This is a genomic window from Cutibacterium sp. KB22876 (genome assembly GCF_059728865.1).
The window spans coordinates 2206255-2226984 of sequence record NZ_AP040858.1 but is presented as its reverse complement, the minus strand read 5'-3'; the positions used below and the strand labels follow the sequence as shown (position 1 = coordinate 2226984).

Here is a 20730-nt window from a genome sequence, read left to right as displayed (position 1 = left end):
AACGTATTCGAAGTCGCCAATACCCTAAATTCGAACCAAAAATGTTGCGTTAATATTGACTAAAACACGTACTCAGAGTGCAGTTGTAAGGAGATTTTGAAAACACTGGGGGTCGTGCGGCAAAGGGGCTGTTGATTGGATAGTCTTTGCTCCGTGGCGACTACAACACTTACTACTCATCAGAGAGCAGTGCGATCAACTGTCGCGGCGAAGGCCCTCATGGCCGTCACCGGCATCATCTTGGTCCTCTTCCTGCTCATGCACATGTTCGGCAACTTGAAGTTGCTCGGTAGCAACGAGGAGTTCAACGACTACGCCAGCTACCTCCGTACGATTCTCAACCCGATCCTTCCGGGTGAGTCGTTCCTGTGGATCTTCCGAATCTTCATGTTGCTGGCGATTGTGCTGCACATTTGGTCGGCGATCCGCGTCACGAAGCAGCGTCGCATCGGTACTGGTGGCGCTGGTCGTTACTCCGTGAAGAAGAACCTCTCCCCGGAGAACACCTACGCGGCCCGCACGATGTACTGGGGCGGTTGGATCATCTTCGCGTTCCTCATCCTTCACCTGCTGCAGTTCACCATCAGCCCTGATCTGTTCAACAACCCGCCGACCGACGCGGCTGGGCGTGCAGGCATGGTGCTCACAGCCTTCAGTCACTGGTGGTTCGTGCTCATCTACCTCATCGCCATCATCGCGGTGTGCATGCACGTTTCCCATGGTTTCTGGAGCGCCTTCGCGACCCTCGGTGTCAACGTCTCTGGTACCGCTCGCGCTGTGCTGCGCGTGTGCTCCTGGATCGTCGCCATCGTGATCCTCGTGGGCTTCATGGTTCCTCCCTTCCTGATCCTGTTCGGGGTGATCTCCTGATGACTGCAACAGCTACGTCAAACAACAACGCCGCTCTGGCCGACCAGTACTGGACGACCGGCGACGAGATTCATGACACGAAGGCCAACCACGACCTTCCGATCGAGAAGATCTGGACTGATCGTCAGTTCACCTCTCGTCTGGTCAACCCGGCCAACCGCCGCAAGATGACCGTCATCATCGTCGGCACCGGCCTGGCCGGTGGCTCCGCTGCTGCCACCCTTGGTGAGGCTGGTTACCGCGTCGAGAACTTCTGTTACCAGGACTCTCCGCGTCGTGCCCATTCCATCGCCGCTCAGGGTGGCATCAACGCTGCGAAGAACTACAAGAACGACGGTGACTCCATCTACCGCCTGTTCTACGACACCGTGAAGGGCGGCGACTACCGCTCCCGCGAGACGAACGTCTACCGTCTGGCCGCGGTCAGCGCGAACATCATCGACCAGTGCGTCGCCCAGGGTGTTCCGTTCGCCCGTGAGTACGGTGGCCTGCTCGACAACCGTTCCTTCGGTGGCGTCCAGGTGCAGCGCACCTTCTACGCTCGTGGACAGACGGGTCAGCAGCTGCTGATCGGCGCCTACCAGGCCCTCGAGCGTCAGGTCCATGCCGGAACCGTCCACATGCACACCCGTCACGAGATGGTCGAGCTCATCGTTGCCGATGGTCGTGCCCGCGGCATCGTGACCCGTGACATGGTCACCGGCAAGATCGAGGAGTGGTTCGGCGACGCCGTCGTCCTGGCCACCGGTGGTTACGGCAACGTCTTCTTCCTGTCGACGAACGCCATGGGCTGCAACGTCACCGCTTCGTGGCGTGCCCATCGCAAGGGTGCCTACTTCGGCAACCCGTGCTACACGCAGATCCACCCGACCTGCATCCCGGTGCACGGCGAGAACCAGTCGAAGCTGACCCTGATGTCGGAGTCGCTGCGCAATGACGGTCGTATCTGGGTGCCGAAGCGCGCGGAGGACTGCGAGAAGGATCCGCGTGACATCCCCGAAGAAGATCGCGACTACTACTTGGAGCGCATCTACCCGTCCTTCGGCAACCTGGTTCCTCGTGACATCGCCTCCCGTCAGGCCAAGTACCGCTGTGACGAGGGTCGCGGCGTTGGCCCGAAGGTCCGTGAGGTCGATGCCGACGGCACCGAGCACATGCGCTCCCGTGGTGTCTACCTCGACTTCTCCGAGGCCATTGAGCGCATGGGCAAGGATGCTGTCGAGAAGAAGTACGGCAACCTCTTCGACATGTATCAGCGGATCACCGATGAGAACCCGTACGAGGTTCCGATGCGGATCTACCCCGCTGTGCACTACACCATGGGTGGCCTGTGGGTCGACTACGACCTGCAGTCGACCATCCCGGGCCTGTTCGTCTGTGGCGAGGCCAACTTCTCCGATCACGGTGCCAACCGACTCGGGGCTTCGGCCCTGATGCAGGGTCTGGCTGATGGTTACTGGGTGCTGCCCAACACCATCACCGACTACCTGGCTGACTCCCCGAAGTTCGGCAAGGTGGACGAGAAGCACCCGGCCGCCGTCGAGGCCCGTCAGGCCGTCGAGAGCCGCATCAACAAGCTCTTGACGATCAACGGAACCCGCACCGTCGACTCGATCCACAAGGAACTCGGCCACATCATGTGGGAGTACTGCGGCATGGAGCGCAACGAGGCCGGCCTCGTCAAGGCCATCGGTCTCATCCGCAACTTGCGCAACGAGTTCTGGACCAACGTCAAGGTCACCGGTGTCAACGAGGAGCTCAACCAGACCCTCGAGCGTGCCGGACGTCTCGTTGACTTCCTGGAGCTCGGTGAGCTGATGTGCATCGATGCTCTGCATCGTCGCGAGTCCTGTGGCGGTCACTTCCGCGCCGAGTCTCAGACCGAGGAGGGCGAGGCCCTGCGTCACGACGATCAGTACCAGTACGTCGCTGCCTGGGAGTGGACCGGTGAGGGCCACAAGCCGACCCTGCACAAGGAGCCGCTGGTCTACAAGTCCATCCAGGTCAAGCAGAGGAGCTACAAGTGAAGATCAACCTGCGAATCTGGCGCCAGCGCAACACCCAGGATCAGGGCCGTCTCGTCGAGTACACCCTGGACGGTGTCTCCGGTGACATGTCCTTCCTCGAGATGCTGGACATGCTCAACGAGAACCTCACCGCTCAAGGTGAGGAGCCCGTGGCCTTCGACTCGGACTGCCGCGAGGGCATCTGTGGCCAGTGTGGCGTCGTCATCAACGGCGTGCCGCACGGTGGCATGGGCGTCGCCCAGCCGGTGCGTACCACCACCTGTCAGCTGCACATGCGCTCCTTCGCTGATGGCTCGACCATCACGATTGAGCCCTGGAAGTCCGGTGCCTTCCCAATCCTGCGGGACCTCATCGTGGACCGCTCGGCCCTCGACCGCGTCATCCAGGCTGGCGGCTACATCTCCGTGAACACCGGTGCTGCCCCGGATGCCCATGCTGTCCAGGTCAACAAGAAGCGCTCTGACCGCTCCTTCGATGCCGCTACCTGCATCGGCTGTGGTGCTTGTGTGGCTGCCTGCCCGAACGGCTCCTCGATGTTGTTCACCTCGGCGAAGATCACCCACCTTGCCATGCTTCCGCAGGGACAGCCGGAGCGGATGCGTCGTGTCAAGGCCATGGCTGCCCAGAACGACGCCGAGGGATTCGGTGGCTGCACCAACATTGGTGAGTGCGCCTCGGTGTGCCCGAAGGGCATCCCGCTGGAGTCCATCAGCCAGCTCAACCGCGACCTCATCGCCTCGCTGTTCAAGCATGACGGCAAGGATGACTGAGTTCTGACCTATGTGGTCGACCACACGGGCCCCGACACCATCTGGTGCCGGGGCCCCGTCGGTTCCATGGAGCTGACGGGGCCAGCCTCGTGGTATGCAATTTGGTGTCAGCCCTTTGAGTGTGGAAAAATATCCTGCTGTTGTCCGTGTCCGGCTCCTGCCACAGGGGGATCGTCCGGAGTGCGGGGACCACATCTTTTGAACACGAGCACCAGGTGACCTGTGGCACCGGCGAGGAAACACCATGAGCAACATCATCGACGAGATCGACAAGGCCTCGATGCGCGACGACATTCCCGAGTTCCGCCCTGGCGACTCGGTGAAGGTCCACGTAAAGGTCGTCGAGGGCAGCCGCACCCGTGTGCAGGTCTTCGCCGGAACCGTCATCTCGCGTACCGGTGGTGGCGTCCAGGAGTCCTTCACCGTCCGCAAGCTGAGCTTCGGAACGGGTGTCGAGCGTACCTTCCCACTGCACTCCCCGATCATTGAGAAGATCGAGGTTGATCGCCACGGTGCCGTCCGTCGCGCCAAGCTGTACTACCTGCGCGGTCTGCGCGGCAAGGCTGCGAAGATCAAGGAGAAGGGCGCAGCTCGCTGACGTCGTCCTCACAGTAACGGGGTTTCGCTTGTGCGGGGCCCCGTTTTCGTGTGTCTTATGAGGTCCGGGTCGATCGACGCTCGACGAGGTGACCAGAGTGTGTTCTGGACGTTGGTTACACTGCAGGTTGGCACCTGCCGGGACGTTCCCGGGAGGTAAGAGGGAGAGGTATCGCCGTGGCGTATGACTACGAGGCGCGAAGGACTGCCGATGGCGACACCGATGGCCCGCAGGCTGCAGGAACGACTGGGTCGCAACGACCGAGCGGATGGCAGCGGTTCCGATCCGGAATGATGGAAATCGTCCTCATCATCGTCGGAGCTCTCGTCATCTCGGCAATCCTGCGAGCTTTCGTGGGACAGATGTTCGTCATTCCCTCCAGATCCATGCAGAACACCCTGCAGGTTGGTGATCGCGTGGTGGCCGTCAAGGCAGCGGACTTCCATCGTGGTGACGTCGTCGTGTTCAAGGACACCGAGCACTGGCTTCCCGCAGCCCAAGATCGTCGCTCTGTCGCGGGCAAAGTGCTGGAGTTCGTGGGTCTGCTGCCCAACACGAGCTCCAACTACCTCATCAAACGCGTTATCGGAATGCCCGGCGACACCGTTGCCTGCTGCAACGTCAAGGGTCAGGTGACCGTCAACGGGAAAGCCCTTGACGAGCGTTCCTACCTGTACTCGGAGAACGGTCAGATGGTCGAGCCGTCGACGATGAAGTTCCGGGTCACCGTTCCCAAGGACCGGATGTTCGTGATGGGGGATCACCGCAATGCGTCGGGAGATTCTCGCTACCACATCCAGGACCTCGATCCTGACGGGTACACGGGTGCTCCCGGGTTCGTTCCTCTCGACAACGTCGTCGGGCCTGCAAAGGCCATTCTCATGCCTCTCAACCGTATTGACGGGCTGGGGACCCCTGACACATTCAAGGGCATTCCCGACCGGTCTGGCTCAGCCCCTGACAAAGCGCGCATCTGCGTCGGCGACGAGTGCTCGCCCCGATGACGACGCCATGGCCGTGACGGTGCGCGTCGGGCCTGGTCCGATGGGCCATGAAAGGGCCCTGACGAGAGCAGGTCTGGGTCCGGTCGCCGGGTGTGACGAGGCCGGCAGGGGAGCCTGTGCCGGGCCTTTGGTGGCCGCTGCCGTGATCCTCGATGATCGCAGGTCATCACGGATCGAGGGGCTCGCCGATTCCAAGACCTTGTCTGTCGTCAAACGAGAGCGGCTGTTCGACATCATCATGGACAAAGCGTTGGCCGTGTCATGGGTCCGTGTGGAGGCCGACGAGTGCGACCGGTTGGGTATGCAAGAAGCCGACATCAGCGGGCTGAGACGCGCCGTCGCACGGTTGGATGTCGAGCCAGGGTACGTGCTGTCAGACGGGTTCCCCGTGGATGGACTGACCGTTCCGGGCCTGGGAATGTGGAAGGCCGACGCAGTGTGCGCCTGCGTGGCAGCGGCGTCGATCGTGGCGAAAGTGGCCAGGGACCGCATCATGATTGCCATGGACGAGGAGATTCCTGGTTATGACTTCGCGGTGCACAAGGGATATTCGACGGCCTTGCACCAACGACGGCTGGAGGAGCTGGGGCCGTCACCCCAGCATCGGATGAGCTACGGCAATGTGCAACGAGCGGCTAGGCTGCATTCATCATGAGTGCCGAGGATCTGGAACAGTACGAGAACCGCATGGAGCTTGAGCTCTACCGCGAGTACAAGGACGTCGTCGGCATCTTCAAATATGCCGTGGAGACCGAGAGACGGTTCTACCTGTGCAACGTCGTTGACCTCAAGGTACGTACCGAGGGCGGTGACGTCTACTACGAGGTGTCCATGGCGGACGCTTGGGTGTGGGACATGTATCGGCCGTCCAGGTTCGTCAAGAGCGCCAAGATCCTCACCTTCCGCGATGTGTCGATCGAGGAGATCGTGCATCCCGACTTCGATGAGGTTCCCTCCACGTAAGTGGCTGCATCGTCTGGGGACAACTCGTGGTGTTCATGGCAGGCCAGATTGGTCTGTGGATAACTGAATGATCAGCATTCCTGCGACGACAACTGTTGTCGGAGGTGGTGCATGATGACACCCAAGCCGTTGTCGGCAGAACTGACGACCCCTCGCGGAGCAGCCTTGCGTGGGCGTCGTGGCGGCAGACCCGCGTTCGGTGCGTGGGGCGAGGACATTGCCGCCCAGTACGTGGATTCCCTCGGGTGGACGATCGTCGCCCGAAACTGGGCGTGCCAAGTGGGGGAGATCGACCTCATTGCGCAAGATGACCGGACGATCGTCTTCATCGAGGTCAAGACGCGGTCCGGCACTGGATTCGGTGATCCCCTGGAATCCATCACGACGACGAAGATCCGTAAGCTTCACGAGCTCGCGTTGGCCTGGTTGGTCGACCAGGAGAAAGGAATGCACTCGGTACGGATCGACGCCATCGGGGTCATGGTGCGCCCCGGCGAACAGCCGACGATTACGCATGTGCGGGGCATCCAGTGACCGGGGCGAGCGCATGGTCGGTTGCCCTGATGGGGTTGGAAGGCTGCTTGGTCGAGGTGGAGACGGCCATATCGTCGGGGCTGCCGCGTACGGTACTCGTCGGCCTTCCGGACATGGCCCTGCACGAGGCTCGGGATCGGTGTCGGGCTGCGGTTGGTGCCACCGGCATGTCCTGGCCGAGCAACGTCCTGACGATCAACCTCACCCCGGCCGGCCTGCCGAAGGCCGGGACTCACTTCGATCTCGCCATTGCCGCTGCGACCCTGGCTGCGGACGGAAAGATCCCGCAGACCCTGCTCGGGTCGACGGTTCTCATGGGGGAACTGGGGCTAGACGGGCGGGTACGACCAGTGCGTGGGGTACTTCCGGCATTGTTGGCGGCTCGCGAGGCCGGGTTCGAGTGTGCCGTGGTGCCGTCCGGCCAGTATGCCGAGGCCCGGTTGGTGCAGGGGGTGACGATCTGGCCGGTCGGTCATCTCCGTGAGGTCGTCGAGGTTCTGCACGGCCGTCCGGTACTGGCGACTGAGGAACCCGTGACTGACGCCGCCGATGCTGATCCAGGTCTGGTAGATCTGGCAGAGGTGATCGGCCAACATGAAGCACGCCGCGCCCTCGAAGTGGCGGCAGCCGGACGTCACCACATCCTCCTTCGCGGCGCACCTGGCTGTGGGAAGTCGATGCTGGCACGACGGCTGCCCGGGATCCTTCCCGGCCTGGATCACCGGGACGCCCTCGAGGTGACGGCTCTGCACTCCTTGGCAGGCCGGGGGAGCGGGCGTCTCATGACCAGGCCGCCGTTGGCACAGCCACACCATTCCGTGTCGATGGCTGCCATGGTCGGCGGAGGAGCACGGATTGCCCAGCCAGGTGCCATCTCCCTGGCGCACCGCGGCGTTCTCTTTCTCGACGAGGCCCCGGAATTTGCCCCCAAGGTCCTCGATTCGCTGCGTGGGCCTTTGGAGACGGGGGAGATCATCATCGGCCGTTCTCAGGCCCACACGACGTTCCCAGCTCGGTTTCAGCTCGTTATGGCACTCAACCCGTGCCCGTGTGGGATGGCTGACGACCCGTCCGGGCGGTGTACCTGCACTCCACAACAGGTCCAACGATATTCGGGTCGGCTCTCCGGCCCGATCCTCGACCGAGTCGACGTGACGGTACGCATGCGCCCGCTGACCTCGGCGCACCTGCTTGACGCCTCAACGTTGCCCGCAGGGGAGTCCAGCGCCGTCGTGCACGACCGGGTGGCAGAAGCCCGGCTGAGGGCTGCGCGTCGCTGGGAAGGGAGGCCATGGAAATGCAATGCCGAGGTGCCGGGGAAGGTGCTTCGCCAGAAGCTCCCGGCCAATGATGCCACTCGCATCATCGAAGACGCCCTGACGACCGGTCGGCTGACAGCCCGAGGCGTGGATAAGGTGCTGCGAATCGCATGGACCGTGGCCGATTTGGAGGGCAAGGACGAGGTGGACAAGGCATGTGTTGCTGAGGCCATGGGGATGAGACGAGGACGATTGCTATGACATGGGACAACGAGAGGGTGGCGCGAGCTGCCCTGACAACAGTTGTCCAGCCTGGGGACAGCGTCACGGCGCGGCGATTGCTGGACATGACGGCCGAAGAGATCTGGCACCGCCTGCTGACCGATGTGGACGAGAGATGGTACGAGCGAGCCAGAGGGACGGATGTCGACCAGGTGATGGCCCGGTCGGAGAAAGCCATGATGAGGTTCCTCATCCCCGGAGATGAGGAGTGGCCCGTTGGGCTCGATGACCTCTCGTGGGTGGGGAAGTCAGGAATGGGTGGGGTTCCCATCGGGTTGTGGGTTCTTGGCCCGACACGCGTCAATGAGGCGTCTGAGCGGTCGGTTGCCATCGTCGGCTGCCGAGCTGCGACGAGCTATGGCCAGGATGTCGCGATGGAGATGGCCCACCATCTTGCTCAGGGACACAGCGACGGGACCGGTCGTCAGGTCATAGTCTCCGGTGGCGCATTCGGGATCGACGTCGCTGCACATCGAGGCGCCTTGTGCGTCGACGAGACGACGATCGGAGTCCTGGCATGTGGGCTTGACGTCTTGTACCCGAGGGGAAATGCCGCGGTGCTGGAACGCATTGCCGAAACGGGCGCCCTGGTCTCGGAAATGCCACCAGGCCGGCATCCAACGCGTCCGGGGTTCTTGGCCAGAAATCGTCTCATTGCTGCGCTGACGACAGGGACCGTCATTGTCGAGGCAGGGTGGCGATCGGGAGCGATCAACACCGTCTCATGGGCGAATGCTCTGGGCCGGGCAGTCATGGCTGTCCCCGGTCCCGTGACCTCGAGCAGGTCAACCGGTACGAACAAGCTCATCCGTGACGGTGAGGCGATCTTGGTGCGCGATGCCGAGGATGTCCGCGGGATCGTCGGAGAACTTGCTCCTGAACCCGAAAGACCGGAAGGTCGCAGTCTTCCCACGGATGTCCTGGATGCCACGGAACTGGCCGTGCACGAGGCGCTCCCGGCTCATGGATCTTGTGGGATGGACGAGTTGTCTGCGTCGGCGGGAGTGTCTGTGGCTCAGTGCTCAGCCGCATTGACGGTACTCGAGCAGCTGGGCATGGCGGCATGTTGCCTGGATGGTACGTGGTCGGTCACATTGGCCGGCAACCGGAGGTGATGGCACCATGACGGATTTCCATGTCCAACAGGAAACGCTTGATGGTTCGGCCGCCAAGGTAACCCCCGAGCTTGCGATCACTACGCAGGATCCGGTGACAAGGGATGACGATCGGCAATGGATTCGTGGCACAGGCGTTGCCGACCGCTCGGGAGGCCTGTGGACGCCCGATGAGGGTGGCTAAGTCGCGATAGCTGATGGTCTGGGCGTAGGGAATCGTGAGTAGCCCGTTGATGACGGCTCGTTGGAAGGCTGTCGCTCCTGATAGGTCGAGGGGGAGACTGAAAGCAGTTCGGGAGCCGGAGAGGTACTCGCTGAACTGGTGGGCGGCGTCGTCGAGGATTCCCTCGCAGATGTGGTGTTGCTCGGACGATTCGCGGACGGTCGATGGCGCTGGTGCCTCGCCGAACGTGACCTGGGCCAGTCCTTGCGGGGTCGCGGCGAGCGTCAACACCCCGATGGAGTTGTCGAAATAACGCCGCGCCGTGATCGTCATGAGGACATGGTAAAGGGCCGGGCACTTCATGTGCCCGGCCCGTCAGTTGTCAGTCCTTCAGCTTGTCGGTAGCAGCCTGGACGTCGTGCTTGAGGTCAGTCGCCTTGTCCTTGGCGTCATCCACCTTCTGGTCCACCTTGCCGCTGGCCTTCTGATCGGCGCCCTCGCCCTGGAGATCGGCGTTGTCAGTCACATCTCCGATCTTCTCCTTGGCAGCACCGACGAGCTCGTCGCTCTTGCTCTTGATCTTGTCGCTGAGGCCCACGAGTGGCTCCTTTCGTCAGTCCCAGGACCGCTGATCAGTCCGGGGCGTATTTGTATTTTATCGGGTGACCCAAGTCTGACCAGTGGTTCGTGTTGCACGGGTGATCTGGGCTCACGAACACGGTTGTTCATGATCCAGAACAGGGCGGAGAGGTGCCTGAGAACTGAAGCATGCGAACTGGTGTGAGTTCGTGTCGCATGCCGGTACAATGAGGGCTGCGTCTCCCGCGATGTGTGGGAGACGCAGCCCTCATCAGAAAGTAGGCCGGATCAAGTTCACTTGTTGTGGGCGTCAATCCAGTCGACAGCAGTCTTGATGACCTGGTCCTTGGTGGGCTCGTTGAAGATCTCGTGCATGAGGCCATGCCACTGGATGATCTTCTTGTCCTTCGAATTAATGGCGTTGTACCAGTTCACGTCGAAGTAGCTCGGCACGAGGCCATCGTTCTCACCGTGCATGATGAGGGTGGGGGAGTCGAACTCATGGGCATTCATGATGTTGTAGACCTCGCCGACACCGAGCTGCTCGACCAGACCGAGACGCATGTAGTGGTTGTACAGCGGGTCACGTTGCCAGTGGTCGATGCGGACATCGGGATCGGAGCACAGACCGTAAGCCGGGTAGCCAGGGAGGATGACGCCGGCAGAGAGCGGACCAGATGGCATCCGGATGCTCTTGGGATCCTTGACGGCAGCCTTGGCGAGCTGGCCGTTGAACGCCGTCAGGTGAGACATCGGGAGAATCTGGCTGATCTGTGGGAGGGCATGGCGGGCGAAGAAGTTGAGATTGTCGGGGGTCACGGTGGTGACGCCCTCGGTGTTCGGCCCGTCAACGCTGGCGAACGTACCGCCACCGGAGGAGACGATGCCGTCGACAGTGCCCGGGTACATGATTCCGTAGGACTGAACGGCGATGCCGCCCATCGAGTGGCCGAGGAGGAAGACCTTCTGGTCGGCGTTCTCCTCGTGTGCGGTCTGGACGACTTGGTGAATGTCGGACTCGATGTTCCACCAGTCATCGAACTGGCCACGCGGAATGGCGTTGTTGACGTACGGGGCGGCGCTACGGCCGTGACCACGATTGTCGAAACGGTAGACGCTGTAGCCGGCCTTGGTGAGGCTCTTGGTCAGGTACTCGTAGTTGGAGGAATTCTCCATGAGACCGTGGACCAGAACGACGGCGCCCTTGGCGTTGGGGACGATGTCCTTGCGGTAGAAGAGCTTGGTCCCAAGCTTGTCAGTAGTCTTGAAGTAGCCGGTCTCCTTCTTCACCTGGTCGGTCGCCGGGGCGGCGGCAGGCTGAGAACCACCTTCAGGAGCAGCCATGGCTGGGGTCGCAATGGTGACGCCAGTCACTGCCATGGTGCCGGCAATCGTCAGTGCGCTGAGTTTGCGTGGGAATGACATTAAGATGCTCCTTTGCGTCGTGCGTGCCCGTCTCACCCTTGAGCGACGGCCACCTCGGATGTACAGGACAATATGAGCCGAGGGTTCGTGATGGTGGTCTGAACGGCAGAGTTGGTCTTTCGTGCACAGGCGGAAACTCGGCTGAAGGAATCTGTCCACATCCACGAAAGGTGGACTGAAGTGAACCTTTCATATGTATTCACGGCGAAAAATATCACAGATGGCGATGCGAGGGCCGGTTGCTCCTCAAGGGGGGCGGGCACGCGAATGGGGTGAAAAATGAACCCCGCCTGACTCGTTCAGTCAGACGGGGCTTGTTGTGTCCGAGAGAGGACTTGAACCTCCACAGCCTTAATCGGCCACTAGCACCTCAAGCTAGCGCGTCTACCAATTCCGCCACCCGGACTCGGGTCTCCGGTTCTTCGCTCATGCGTCGTACCGGACAGTCACGGGACTTTAGTAGAAGTTCGCGCCACGATGCAAATCGGCGTCCATCGAGTGTCCCTGATGACGGTGGAAACCCCGGTCGGTGACACAATCGCTGCATGTCAGATCTCTTCAGCATGCCTCTCGAAGACCTTGTCGACGGGCCGAACAGTCCGCAGACCGAGGTGGTCGACATCTGCTCGCGCATGATTCAGATCGACTCGCAGAACTTTGGTCCACAAGACGCTCGTGGCGAGGTCGACATGTGTCGCTACGTCTCCGAGCTCCTGGAAGAGATCGGGGTGGACGTCTCGATCTACGAATCCGAGCCCAGCCGAGCCACCCTGGTCGCTGAGTGGGCACCCGAAGGCACCGACATGAGTCGTCCCGCCTTGTTGCTTCACGGCCACAGCGACACCGTGCCCTTCGAAGCCGAGGACTGGGCCCATCACCCGTTGTCCGGCGAGGTTCACGACAACTGCATGTGGGGCAGGGGAGCCATCGACATGAAAGGTTTCCTCGCGATGGTGCTCTCAGCCATCCGAGCCCGTCATCGTCGCGGTGAGGTGCCGTCGCGTCCGATTCGCTTCATTATGTTCGCTGACGAGGAGGCATCCGGCACGCTCGGATCCACCTGGCTGGGTGCCAACCATCCGGAGATCTTCGACGGCGTCACCGAGGCCATCAGCGAGGTGGGTGGGTTCTCCCTGACGACCCCTGGGGGCAAGCGGGTCTACGTCGTCCAGTCGGCCGAGAAGGGCCTGTGGTGGTTCCGAATGAGTGCCACCGGCAGAGCCGGCCATGGCTCCATGCGCAACCCGGACAACGCGGTCAGCCACTTGTTGGAAGCCCTGTCGCGCATTGATTCCCATCAGTGGCCCGACCTGGGCCACCCCGTGCAGGAGGAGTTCCTCGCCAAGGTTTCCGAGATGTGGGGTCTGACGATCGACCGGGATGACCTTGAGTCGTGCCTCGCACCGATTGGGCCGCTGTCCCGCATGGTTGCCGCGTGCTGCTCCCACAACGTCACCACGACGGTGCTGTCGGCCGGGTACAAGGTCAACGTCGTGCCGACTCGGGCCAGCGCCGAGATTGACGCCCGCTTCATTCCCGGGTCTGAGGAGGAGATGATCTCGACGATCAAGTCCTTGGCTGGTCCCGGGATCGATTTCGAGACGATCTCCCTCAAACCTGCTGCGGCAGCACCCTTCGAAGGGTCAGCTGTCGACGCCATCCGGCATGCCATTGACGCCGAGGATCCGGGAGCGGTCGTGCTGCCCTACCTCAACTCGGCAGGAACCGACGCCAAGGGGTTTGCCGTCCTCCCGGACGGCCGTCGCATCAACTGCTACGGCTGCACCCCATTGCGGCTTCCTGCTGACTTCGACTTCATCAGTCTGTTCCACGGTGTCGACGAGAGAGTCCCGGTGGGCTCCCTCGTCTTCGGCGCCAAAGTCGTCGATCACATCCTGCAGGAGGCCTGACGATGAGTCAGAAACCAAGCCAGCGCGGCACCGCAACCCTCATTCTCGACGGCCAGGAGTACTCCCTCCCCGTCCTCATCGGCACCACCGGCGACAGGGTCATCGACATCTCGGATCTTCGTCAGATGACCGGCGACGTGACGACTTTCGACCCTGCATTCGCCAACACCGCCTCGTGCCGGTCGGCCATCTCCTGGATCGACGGTGAGGAGGGAGTGCTCACCTATCGGGGTCTGCCAATCGAGACCTTTGCCGAGGAGAAGGTCTCCTTCGTGGAGACGGCATGGTTGCTCATTTTCGGCGAGCTGCCGACTGAGGCGCAGCGTGACGACTTCCGGAACCGGTTGACCGAGTACTCTGCTTTGCACCGGTCGATGGATCTGCACTTCAATGCCTTCCCTCCCAACGGCCACCCCATGGCGATCATGTCGTCGATGATCAATGCGATGAGTACCCATGACCGCCCGCGCATCACTGATGAGGAATCCTTCACCGATGCCGCCGCCAAGCTGATGTCCAAGGTGAGGACAATCGCGGCAGCCTCGTACAAGGCGTCGATCGGGGAGCCGGCGATCTACCCGCGCTACGACCTCAAGTACGTCGAGAACTTCATGCACATGATGTTCTCCCTGCCGTACCGCGACTACGAGCCTGACCCGATTGCCGCGAGGGCCCTCAACCTCTTCTTCGTCCTCCACGCCGAACATGGCCAGAACTGTTCGACATCGACGGTGCGGATGGTGGGGTCATCCGGTGCCAACCTCTTCACCTCGTGTTCGGCAGGGGTGTGTGCACTGTGGGGGGACCGTCACGGTGGTGCCAACGTCAACGCGGTACGGGCTCTGCAGCGTATCCATGACTCGGGACTCTCCTCGCGCCAGTACCTGGCAAAGGCCAAGGACTCGGGGGAGAGGATTTCTGGCTTCGGGCACCGCGTCTACCGCAACTGGGATCCCAGGGCGAAGATTCTCCGCGGTGTTGTCGGTCCGTTGCTGGATACCATGCACAAGCCGGACCCACTGCTCGACGTCGCCATGGAACTCGAGGAGGCCGTCCTGGCTGACGACTACTTCGTCGAGCGCAGGCTCTACCCGAACGTGGACTTCTACTCCGGAATCGTACTGAGGGCCCTGGGGATTCCGCTCAACATGTTCACCGCCATGTTCGCCATTGGCCGTATGGCCGGCTGGATTGCGCACTGGAAGGAGGTCGCCGAGGACCCAATGACGAGGATCTCCAGGCCGCGTGAGCTCTACGACGGTCCGGTCTCCACGCCGTGGGTTCCTCGTAGTGAGCGCTGAGATCAGGCGCGGTGCGACGACCCCTCAGGACTCTTCGGGACGGGCCAGGTTCGGCCCGCCCGTGATGTCGTCGAGGGCCGAGGTGATCTCCGGGGGCAGCACGACGTCGTCGACGCCGAGCAGTTCCTCGAGCTGTGTCGTCGTTCGTGGCCCGACGAGGGCTGATGACACCACGGGGGCGTCACGCACCCATGCCAGAGCCATCTGTGCAGTTGTCGCTCCCAGTCCGTCGGCCGCCTTCGAGATGGCATTGACGACAGCTTGGGACTTGGGCGTCAGATAGGGCTGCACGAACCAGGAGAGACGGTCAGAACCGCCACGAGAATCCTTGGGCGTACCGTTGCGGTAACGACCAGCCAGCACGCCACGTCCCAAGGATGACCACGCCAACAGTCCCATGCCGTGATGTTGGGCAGAGGGAACGACCTCGATTTCGGCGCGACGAGCCAACAGGGAGTACTCGACCTGATTGCTCACCAGCGGAGTTCGCGTTCCGGTCGTCTGCTGCCATGTGGCCGCCGTTGCCGCCTGCCAGCCGACGAAGTTGGACACGCCGACATAGCGGGCCATACCTGAATGCACAGCATGGTCGAGGGCGGCGCAGGTCTCCTCGACGGGGGCATCTCCCCAGGCATGCACCTGCCACAGGTCGACGTGGTCGGTGTGGAGGCGACGCAGAGATCCCTCCAGGTCGCGCAACAGAGCGGTTCTAGAGGTGTCGACAACCCGTTTCTTCCCCTCGACGACGAACCCAGCCTTCGTGGCGATGACGAGGTCATCTCGGCTGATGTCAGTGTGAATGAGCTTCCCGATGAGCTGTTCGGCGAAGCCACCACCGTATGCGGGGGCGGTATCGACCAGGTTTCCGCCGGCATCGACGAAGCGGCGCACCATGGAGCGAGCCTCACGAGCGTCGGTCTGGCCGCCCCAGGTCAGGGAACCCAGACCAATGGCAGACACCTTGAGGCCGCTGGCCCCGACGGTTCTTAAGCGCATGTGTGCGTCCTCCTCGTTCAGATCACCCTAACGGAGCACCCTCAAGCCGGCCTTGAGGCAAGGTGCCAGGACTGGGGCGCAATACAGTGACGCCATGGCGCGACTTTTGCTCATTCGACACGGGCGTACTGAGGCCAATGCGAAGGGAATCCTCGCTGGTCGTTCGAACCATCCCCTCGACGAGGTCGGTACCCGAGACGCGAAGGCCCTGGCATCTCAACTGACAGATGTGGAACCTGACCTCGTCGTCACCTCCCCCGTTACCCGAGCACGGCAAACAGCCGCAATCATCACCGAAGGCGCGGGGTGGACCTGCCCGATACGCGTGAACGACGCCATCGCCGAGTGCGATTACGGAGCGTGGGCGGGACAATCCTTGTCGAGTCTCAGCAGCGAGCCGGAATGGCACACGGTAGTCGACAATCCGCCCGCGGCTGCCTTCCCAGGCGGCGAAACCATGACTGACATGTTCCTGCGAACGGCTCAGGCAGCCCGCAGAATCGCTGACGAGGTGCGGGATGGCGAGGCGGTCGTGGTCAGTCACGGCGACCCGTTGCGCGCCATCGTCGCCGACCTGGTGGGCCTGCCACATCGGCTCTTCCAATCCTTGGTCATCAGCCCGGCCAGCATGACGGTACTCGTCCAGGACGGCACGACGTGGCGTCTCCAAACCCTCAATTGGCGCCCTGACAAACCTCTGGGTGCAGGATCGAGCGCGGGCCGCCATCTCGGCGGTGACACCCAGTGAGACGGTGCCCAGCCTGTGCGCATCGGAGTGGGCCGAGTGGCTAGGGTGGAGACATGACTCGTCGCACCTTCCGATTCGAACGGCCCGATCGGGTCGTGGTCGGCACCGTTGGTCGCCCGGGTGCACGGGTCTTCCACCTTCAGGTTCGGGAAGGCTCTCGCCTGGTGACGGTGCAATGCGAGAAGGCTCAGATCAGCCAGCTTGCCCTTCAGATGGACAGGATTCTGGACGGCTTGGCCGCCCATGCCGCCGACGTCCTTGTCCCACCGGCCATCGAGGCCCCTGATGACCTCGCCCCGCTGGACGCACCCCTTGATGGGGAATTTACGGTTGGCACCATGGCGATGGCCTTTGACGACCCGAGCAAGCGCATCGAAATCGAGATGTATGCCGTCAGCGATGACGAGTTGATGATCAACGATCCCGCGATGCTGTTGACCACACTTCCGGAAGCGGCACCAGATTCCCTCGAAATCCTCATGACGACCTCCCAGGCTCGCCAATTCGTCGCTCGGTGCAATGTCATTGTGGCGTCGGGACGCCAATACTGCCCGTACTGTGCCCAGCAAATCCTTTCGGCAGGGGGCCACCTGTGTCCCCGGTCAAATGGCTACCGCAGGCCGCTGGTGTGGTGAGTTCGACGAACCCCTGGGACCTGCCACAAGCACCTCGACCCCGAGCTCCATGGCGGATCGATGGCGCCCTGCCCGATTCCAGTAATGGCGCTCTCCTGGTGCGCGATGCGGGCGACCGGTTGTGGGTGTACAAACCGGTTGCCCGCGAGCGACGTCTCCATGATTTCCCTGCCGGGACTCTTGCCGGACGTGAGGTTGCGTCCTACCTGCTGTCCCAACTCATGGGTATTGCGCTGGTGCCGTTGACCGTCTTCATTGAGGACGGCCCACGGGGGGCCGGTTCGATGCAGCGATGGATTGACGACGACCTGGAGAATCCGTTGGTGGTGGCAGACACCATCGAACGTCTCCCGGGACACTGGCACGGATTCATGCTGGGCATCGACGAAGACGACTACGAGATCGGGCTCGCCCACTCTCCGCATCCTGCGCTGCGTGCTCTGGCCCTCTTCGACGCCGTCGCCAACAACGCCGACCGCAAGGGCGGTCACATCCTGCTCGGCCCCGATCCGGACCTGGACGGGACGGCCCATGTCTGGGCGGTGGACAATGGCCTGGCCTTTCACACTGCGCCCAAGTTGCGCACGGTGTTGTGGGGATGGGCAGGCCAACCCCTGGAACCGGTCGAGGAGATGATGCTCGACCAGGTTGTCGCTGTGCCTGATGACATCTTCGATGAGTTCATCAACATGGCCGAGGTCGAGGCGTTACGGCAACGAGCCGCAGACCTCCTCGAGTTCGGTGCATTCCCGGGGCCGAGCGGACTGCGTCCAGCCCTGCCGTGGCCACCCATGTGACGGGGTGAAGTCCACCCGGGATCATCTGCGAGAATGAGCCGACCACCCTCCTGCAGTCGGAAAGGTGTAACTGTGTCTAATGTCCTCACGTCCCTGCTCAATGCTCAACTCGATGTGGGCCTGGGCAAGCCGATTCTGTGGCGCGAGGTCATCGGGAACCTGTTTGGACTGGCATCGGCCCTCGGAGGCGCCCGTCGTCGGGTCTGGGCCTGGCCGGTCGGCATCGTCGGGAACGTCATCCTGTTCACCGTCTTCCTGGGCGGGGTGTTCCACACTCCTCAGGACCTCAACCTGTGGGGTCAGGCTGGCCGCCAGATCTTCTTCCTCGCGACCAGCGCCTATGGCTGGGTGGTGTGGGCTGCCACCCGACGCAACAATGGCGCCTCCCAGGTGGCCGTCCATCCCAGGTGGGCCACTCGTCGGGAACGCATCCTCAGCCTGACAGCCTCTCTCGCCATGCTCATCGTCTTCTACTTCGTTCTCAAGGCCCTCGGTTCTTGGGGCCCATTGTCGGACTCCTGGATCCTCACCGGATCGATCCTTGCCACGTGGGGGATGGCACGCGGCTGGAATGAGTTCTGGTTCGTGTGGATCGCCGTGGACATCGTTGGCGTCCCGTTGCTGGCGACCGCGCAGTACTACCCGAGTGCCCTGATGTATGTCTTTTACGGAGCCTTCTGCCTCTGCGGCTTCCTGACGTGGTGGCGAGCTCAGCACGCAGGAGAGACTGCGACCTGATCGGATGCCGGGCCCGGTACCGTGCATGGTCCGTCACGTGGTCCCAAGCTTGGTCATGCCACCGCAGTCGGTAGCCTGGCCACTGTGAGCAAGACATTCGAGGAACTCTTCGCTGAGCTGTCCACCAAGGCACAGACCCGCCCTGTAGGGTCGGGAACCGTCGAGGAGCTTGACCGCGGAGTGCATGCCATCGGCAAGAAGATTGTGGAGGAAGCCTCTGAGGTCTGGATGGCCGCCGAGTACGAAGGTAACGAGAGGCTGGCCGAGGAAATCAGCCAGGAGATTTATCACTTGCAGGTCATGATGATCAAGCAGGGGCTGACCCTCGACGACGTCTACGAGCATCTGTGAATTCCCCCGGTCGGGTTGTGCCTGGCCAGCATCGTCACTTCCCCGATTTCTCAATCTCCCGAGGAGAGTTCATGTCAGACCTGCTGCGCGTAGCAGTACCGAACAAGGGTGCCCTGTCGGAAGCCACGTCCTCCCTGTTGACTGAGGCCGGTTACCGTCAACGTTCCGATCGTAAGGACCTCACCTTGGTCGACGAGGCCAACGGGGTGGAGTTTTTCTACCTGCGGCCGCGTGACATTGCGGTGTATGTCGGTGAGGGAACCCTCGACATCGGTATCACCGGCCGCGACCTGCTGCTGGATTCCGGTGCGGATGCTGCTGAGATCAAGGGTCTCGGTTTTGGTCACTCTAGGTTCCGTTTCGCGGCACCCAAGAGTCCTGAGAACACCGTGGAGGGGCTGGCCGGTAAGCGCATCGCGACGTCATACCCGGGCCTGCTCGGATCCTTCCTGACCACGCGCGGTATCGACGCTCACCTCATCCACCTGGACGGTGCCGTGGAGTCCTCGATCCGACTCGGGGTGGCTGACGCCATCGCTGATGTCGTCGAGACCGGAACCACCCTGCGCAAGGCTGGTCTTGAGGTCTTCGGAGACGTCATCCTGGAGTCCGAAGCCGTGCTCATCCAGCGGCGGGACTTCACCGGTAGCACGACCTTCGACCACTTCATGCGACGCATTGATGGTGTCCAGGTGGCCCGTGGCTACGTCATGGTCGACTACGACGTGCCGGCCGAGGCTCTCAGCGCCGTCACCGAGCTGACCCCTGGCCTGGAAGCCCCCACCGTCTCGCCGCTGGCGAAGAATGGCTGGTATGCCGTGCGCGCCATGGTTCCCCGTGGGGCCGTGCAGGGGCTCATGGACGAACTGTGGGACGCCGGTGCCCGTGCCATCCTGTCGACGGAGTTGTCCGCCTGCCGGCTGTGATCGCCACGATGACTTTCCACCGTCACTGAAAAATGCCGTGGGCACCGATCCGATGATCGGTGCCCACGGCATTGCTGTGTGTCTCGGGGAATGATCACTCGATCCCGCGCTTGCGCAGGATGGCCTCGAGCTCGGCGTCCTCGTCCTTCTCGGCGGCCGAGATCTTGGGGGCCGCCTTGTTGGAGCTGGAAGCTGGCTTGGAGGAGCTGGAAGGCGAGGTCGGAACCGGGGCATCGGCGGTTCGACCACGCGTCACCGGGGTCGTTCTCCGGGACGTATTCTGAGTGGATGCGGATTCCGGGGATGCATCCTTCGTTCGGGCCTGCTTGCGCGCGGCGTGGCCCTGACGACGCTGACGTCCGGTCTCGCGGTCAACCGGGGACATGAAACCGGCGACGAACCAGGTCACCAGGCCAATGGCAATGACGATGACGCCGATCCAGATGGTCGTCGTCATGACAGTACCGGCGAACCAGTCCACGACGAGGTGGATTGCTCGGACCAGCAGACGCATCAGTCCGGTCAGGACCAGTCCGGTCGGAATGAGGGCCAGACCCAATCCGCGCAGCAGGGCTCGGGAGGAGCGGCGCGAGAGCCACCCTGACAGGGCCCACAACAGCGGAAGGACAACCAGAAGGATGGTGACGACGGCAACGACGGTCGTTTCGCTCATACCTCAACTGTTCCACACGGTGGTGACATTTGTGCGTCGTGGCTATAGGCATGGTCGGCAGGCAAG

General features: G+C 62.3%; 23 protein-coding genes and 1 tRNA gene. 18 read left to right on the top strand and 6 right to left on the bottom strand.

Going from position 1 to position 20730, the window contains the following annotated elements; all coding sequences use genetic code 11:
* Nucleotides 1-189: 189 nt before the first annotated feature.
* The 10 genes from AC6I1W_RS10165 to dprA all read left to right on the top strand — a co-directional run bounded on the left by AC6I1W_RS10165 (nucleotide 190) and on the right by dprA (nucleotide 9422).
* Nucleotides 190-870, top strand: coding sequence for a succinate dehydrogenase cytochrome b subunit (locus tag AC6I1W_RS10165; RefSeq protein ID WP_081302734.1), 681 nt, complete (start codon nucleotides 190-192; stop codon nucleotides 868-870).
* A complete protein-coding gene (locus tag AC6I1W_RS10160; RefSeq protein WP_004808575.1) occupies nucleotides 870-2897 on the top strand; it encodes a fumarate reductase/succinate dehydrogenase flavoprotein subunit in 2028 nt (675 codons plus the stop codon). The genes AC6I1W_RS10165 and AC6I1W_RS10160 overlap by 1 nt, the downstream gene beginning before the upstream one ends.
* Nucleotides 2894-3667 (top strand): succinate dehydrogenase/fumarate reductase iron-sulfur subunit, encoded by a 774-nt coding sequence (locus AC6I1W_RS10155; RefSeq protein WP_004808573.1) that lies wholly within the window; start codon nucleotides 2894-2896, stop codon nucleotides 3665-3667. Before AC6I1W_RS10160 ends, AC6I1W_RS10155 begins: the two co-directional genes overlap by 4 nt.
* Nucleotides 3668-3911: 244 nt before the next feature.
* A complete protein-coding gene (rplS, locus tag AC6I1W_RS10150) occupies nucleotides 3912-4265 on the top strand; it encodes a 50S ribosomal protein L19 (protein WP_004808571.1) in 354 nt (117 codons plus the stop codon).
* A 176-nt stretch (nucleotides 4266-4441) separates the two neighbouring features.
* The gene (gene lepB / locus AC6I1W_RS10145) at nucleotides 4442-5269 is read left to right on the top strand and encodes a signal peptidase I (protein ID WP_065674193.1); all 828 of its coding nucleotides are present in this window, start codon (nucleotides 4442-4444) and stop codon (nucleotides 5267-5269) included.
* Nucleotides 5270-5276: 7 nt separating this feature from the next.
* Entirely contained in the window at nucleotides 5277-5924 is a 648-nt protein-coding gene (locus AC6I1W_RS10140) for a ribonuclease HII (protein ID WP_117188492.1), read from the top strand.
* Complete coding sequence (locus tag AC6I1W_RS10135) at nucleotides 5921-6232, top strand: DUF2469 domain-containing protein (protein WP_004808565.1); 312 nt, start codon at nucleotides 5921-5923, stop codon at nucleotides 6230-6232. Before AC6I1W_RS10140 ends, AC6I1W_RS10135 begins: the two co-directional genes overlap by 4 nt.
* 111 nt (nucleotides 6233-6343) lie before the next feature.
* On the top strand, nucleotides 6344-6766 hold the full coding sequence (locus AC6I1W_RS10130; RefSeq protein WP_016665660.1) for a YraN family protein: 423 nt from the start codon (nucleotides 6344-6346) through the stop codon (nucleotides 6764-6766).
* The gene (locus AC6I1W_RS10125; RefSeq protein WP_117188490.1) at nucleotides 6763-8286 is read left to right on the top strand and encodes a YifB family Mg chelatase-like AAA ATPase; all 1524 of its coding nucleotides are present in this window, start codon (nucleotides 6763-6765) and stop codon (nucleotides 8284-8286) included. Before AC6I1W_RS10130 ends, AC6I1W_RS10125 begins: the two co-directional genes overlap by 4 nt.
* Complete coding sequence (gene dprA / locus AC6I1W_RS10120) at nucleotides 8283-9422, top strand: DNA-processing protein DprA (RefSeq protein ID WP_117188488.1); 1140 nt, start codon at nucleotides 8283-8285, stop codon at nucleotides 9420-9422. The genes AC6I1W_RS10125 and dprA overlap by 4 nt, the downstream gene beginning before the upstream one ends.
* Here dprA and AC6I1W_RS10115 read toward each other — a convergent pair.
* The 4 genes from AC6I1W_RS10115 to AC6I1W_RS10100 all read right to left on the bottom strand — a co-directional run bounded on the left by AC6I1W_RS10115 (nucleotide 9397) and on the right by AC6I1W_RS10100 (nucleotide 11995).
* A complete protein-coding gene (locus tag AC6I1W_RS10115; RefSeq protein ID WP_249361179.1) occupies nucleotides 9397-9918 on the bottom strand; it encodes a methylated-DNA--[protein]-cysteine S-methyltransferase in 522 nt (173 codons plus the stop codon). The genes dprA and AC6I1W_RS10115 overlap by 26 nt on opposite strands.
* A gap of 49 nt (nucleotides 9919-9967) precedes the next feature.
* The gene (locus AC6I1W_RS10110; protein WP_004808547.1) at nucleotides 9968-10183 is read right to left on the bottom strand and encodes a CsbD family protein; all 216 of its coding nucleotides are present in this window, start codon (nucleotides 10181-10183) and stop codon (nucleotides 9968-9970) included.
* A 275-nt stretch (nucleotides 10184-10458) separates the two neighbouring features.
* Nucleotides 10459-11589 carry an alpha/beta fold hydrolase gene (locus AC6I1W_RS10105; protein WP_063279752.1) on the bottom strand — a complete coding sequence of 377 codons (1131 nt, stop codon included), beginning with the start codon at nucleotides 11587-11589 and terminating at the stop codon, nucleotides 10459-10461.
* A gap of 320 nt (nucleotides 11590-11909) precedes the next feature.
* Nucleotides 11910-11995 (bottom strand) — tRNA-Leu (locus tag AC6I1W_RS10100).
* Nucleotides 11996-12134: 139 nt separating this feature from the next.
* Here AC6I1W_RS10100 and AC6I1W_RS10095 point away from each other — a divergent pair.
* Together AC6I1W_RS10095 and AC6I1W_RS10090 are read left to right on the top strand one after the other, a co-directional pair.
* Nucleotides 12135-13499 (top strand): M20/M25/M40 family metallo-hydrolase, encoded by a 1365-nt coding sequence (locus tag AC6I1W_RS10095; protein WP_065674189.1) that lies wholly within the window; start codon nucleotides 12135-12137, stop codon nucleotides 13497-13499.
* A gap of 2 nt (nucleotides 13500-13501) precedes the next feature.
* Complete coding sequence (locus AC6I1W_RS10090) at nucleotides 13502-14800, top strand: citrate synthase (RefSeq protein ID WP_117188484.1); 1299 nt, start codon at nucleotides 13502-13504, stop codon at nucleotides 14798-14800.
* A 24-nt stretch (nucleotides 14801-14824) separates the two neighbouring features.
* On the opposite strand, the gene AC6I1W_RS10085 is transcribed toward AC6I1W_RS10090, so the two are convergent.
* Complete coding sequence (locus AC6I1W_RS10085; RefSeq protein WP_016665653.1) at nucleotides 14825-15796, bottom strand: aldo/keto reductase; 972 nt, start codon at nucleotides 15794-15796, stop codon at nucleotides 14825-14827.
* A 94-nt stretch (nucleotides 15797-15890) separates the two neighbouring features.
* Here AC6I1W_RS10085 and AC6I1W_RS10080 point away from each other — a divergent pair, with 94 nt between their 5' ends.
* From AC6I1W_RS10080 to hisG, 6 genes are all read left to right on the top strand, one after another.
* Nucleotides 15891-16544, top strand: a complete 654-nt coding sequence (locus AC6I1W_RS10080) for a histidine phosphatase family protein (RefSeq protein ID WP_016665652.1) — start codon at nucleotides 15891-15893, stop codon at nucleotides 16542-16544.
* A gap of 53 nt (nucleotides 16545-16597) precedes the next feature.
* On the top strand, nucleotides 16598-17179 hold the full coding sequence (locus AC6I1W_RS10075) for a DUF3090 domain-containing protein (protein WP_016665651.1): 582 nt from the start codon (nucleotides 16598-16600) through the stop codon (nucleotides 17177-17179).
* Nucleotides 17137-17976 carry an SCO1664 family protein gene (locus AC6I1W_RS10070; RefSeq protein ID WP_016665650.1) on the top strand — a complete coding sequence of 280 codons (840 nt, stop codon included), beginning with the start codon at nucleotides 17137-17139 and terminating at the stop codon, nucleotides 17974-17976. The genes AC6I1W_RS10075 and AC6I1W_RS10070 overlap by 43 nt, the downstream gene beginning before the upstream one ends.
* A 72-nt stretch (nucleotides 17977-18048) precedes the next feature.
* Nucleotides 18049-18714, top strand: a complete 666-nt coding sequence (gene pnuC, locus AC6I1W_RS10065) for a nicotinamide riboside transporter PnuC (protein WP_065674187.1) — start codon at nucleotides 18049-18051, stop codon at nucleotides 18712-18714.
* Between the two features lie 84 nt (nucleotides 18715-18798).
* Nucleotides 18799-19065 (top strand): phosphoribosyl-ATP diphosphatase, encoded by a 267-nt coding sequence (locus tag AC6I1W_RS10060; RefSeq protein WP_065674225.1) that lies wholly within the window; start codon nucleotides 18799-18801, stop codon nucleotides 19063-19065.
* 71 nt (nucleotides 19066-19136) lie between these two features.
* On the top strand, nucleotides 19137-19991 hold the full coding sequence (hisG, locus tag AC6I1W_RS10055; RefSeq protein ID WP_065674186.1) for an ATP phosphoribosyltransferase: 855 nt from the start codon (nucleotides 19137-19139) through the stop codon (nucleotides 19989-19991).
* A gap of 94 nt (nucleotides 19992-20085) precedes the next feature.
* On the opposite strand, the gene AC6I1W_RS10050 is transcribed toward hisG, so the two are convergent.
* A complete protein-coding gene (locus tag AC6I1W_RS10050; protein WP_065674185.1) occupies nucleotides 20086-20664 on the bottom strand; it encodes a hypothetical protein in 579 nt (192 codons plus the stop codon).
* Nucleotides 20665-20730: the final 66 nt, after the last annotated feature.

What these genes read in the sequence shown, in the direction of transcription:
- AC6I1W_RS10160 (WP_004808575.1), top strand. Translation starts at nt 870, where the DNA reads ATGACTGCAACAGCTACGTCAAACAACAACGCCGCTCTGGCCGACCAG.
- rplS (WP_004808571.1), top strand. Translation starts at nt 3,912, where the DNA reads ATGAGCAACATCATCGACGAGATCGACAAGGCCTCGATGCGCGACGAC.
- AC6I1W_RS10140 (WP_117188492.1), top strand. Translation starts at nt 5,277, where the DNA reads ATGGCCGTGACGGTGCGCGTCGGGCCTGGTCCGATGGGCCATGAAAGG.
- AC6I1W_RS10135 (WP_004808565.1), top strand. Translation starts at nt 5,921, where the DNA reads ATGAGTGCCGAGGATCTGGAACAGTACGAGAACCGCATGGAGCTTGAG.
- AC6I1W_RS10130 (WP_016665660.1), top strand. Translation starts at nt 6,344, where the DNA reads ATGATGACACCCAAGCCGTTGTCGGCAGAACTGACGACCCCTCGCGGA.
- dprA (WP_117188488.1), top strand. Translation starts at nt 8,283, where the DNA reads ATGACATGGGACAACGAGAGGGTGGCGCGAGCTGCCCTGACAACAGTT.
- AC6I1W_RS10115 (WP_249361179.1), bottom strand. Translation starts at nt 9,918, where the DNA reads ATGACGATCACGGCGCGGCGTTATTTCGACAACTCCATCGGGGTGTTG.
- AC6I1W_RS10105 (WP_063279752.1), bottom strand. Translation starts at nt 11,589, where the DNA reads ATGTCATTCCCACGCAAACTCAGCGCACTGACGATTGCCGGCACCATG.
- AC6I1W_RS10095 (WP_065674189.1), top strand. Translation starts at nt 12,135, where the DNA reads ATGTCAGATCTCTTCAGCATGCCTCTCGAAGACCTTGTCGACGGGCCG.
- AC6I1W_RS10090 (WP_117188484.1), top strand. Translation starts at nt 13,502, where the DNA reads ATGAGTCAGAAACCAAGCCAGCGCGGCACCGCAACCCTCATTCTCGAC.
- AC6I1W_RS10085 (WP_016665653.1), bottom strand. Translation starts at nt 15,796, where the DNA reads ATGCGCTTAAGAACCGTCGGGGCCAGCGGCCTCAAGGTGTCTGCCATT.
- AC6I1W_RS10080 (WP_016665652.1), top strand. Translation starts at nt 15,891, where the DNA reads ATGGCGCGACTTTTGCTCATTCGACACGGGCGTACTGAGGCCAATGCG.
- AC6I1W_RS10075 (WP_016665651.1), top strand. Translation starts at nt 16,598, where the DNA reads ATGACTCGTCGCACCTTCCGATTCGAACGGCCCGATCGGGTCGTGGTC.
- hisG (WP_065674186.1), top strand. Translation starts at nt 19,137, where the DNA reads ATGTCAGACCTGCTGCGCGTAGCAGTACCGAACAAGGGTGCCCTGTCG.
- AC6I1W_RS10050 (WP_065674185.1), bottom strand. Translation starts at nt 20,664, where the DNA reads ATGAGCGAAACGACCGTCGTTGCCGTCGTCACCATCCTTCTGGTTGTC.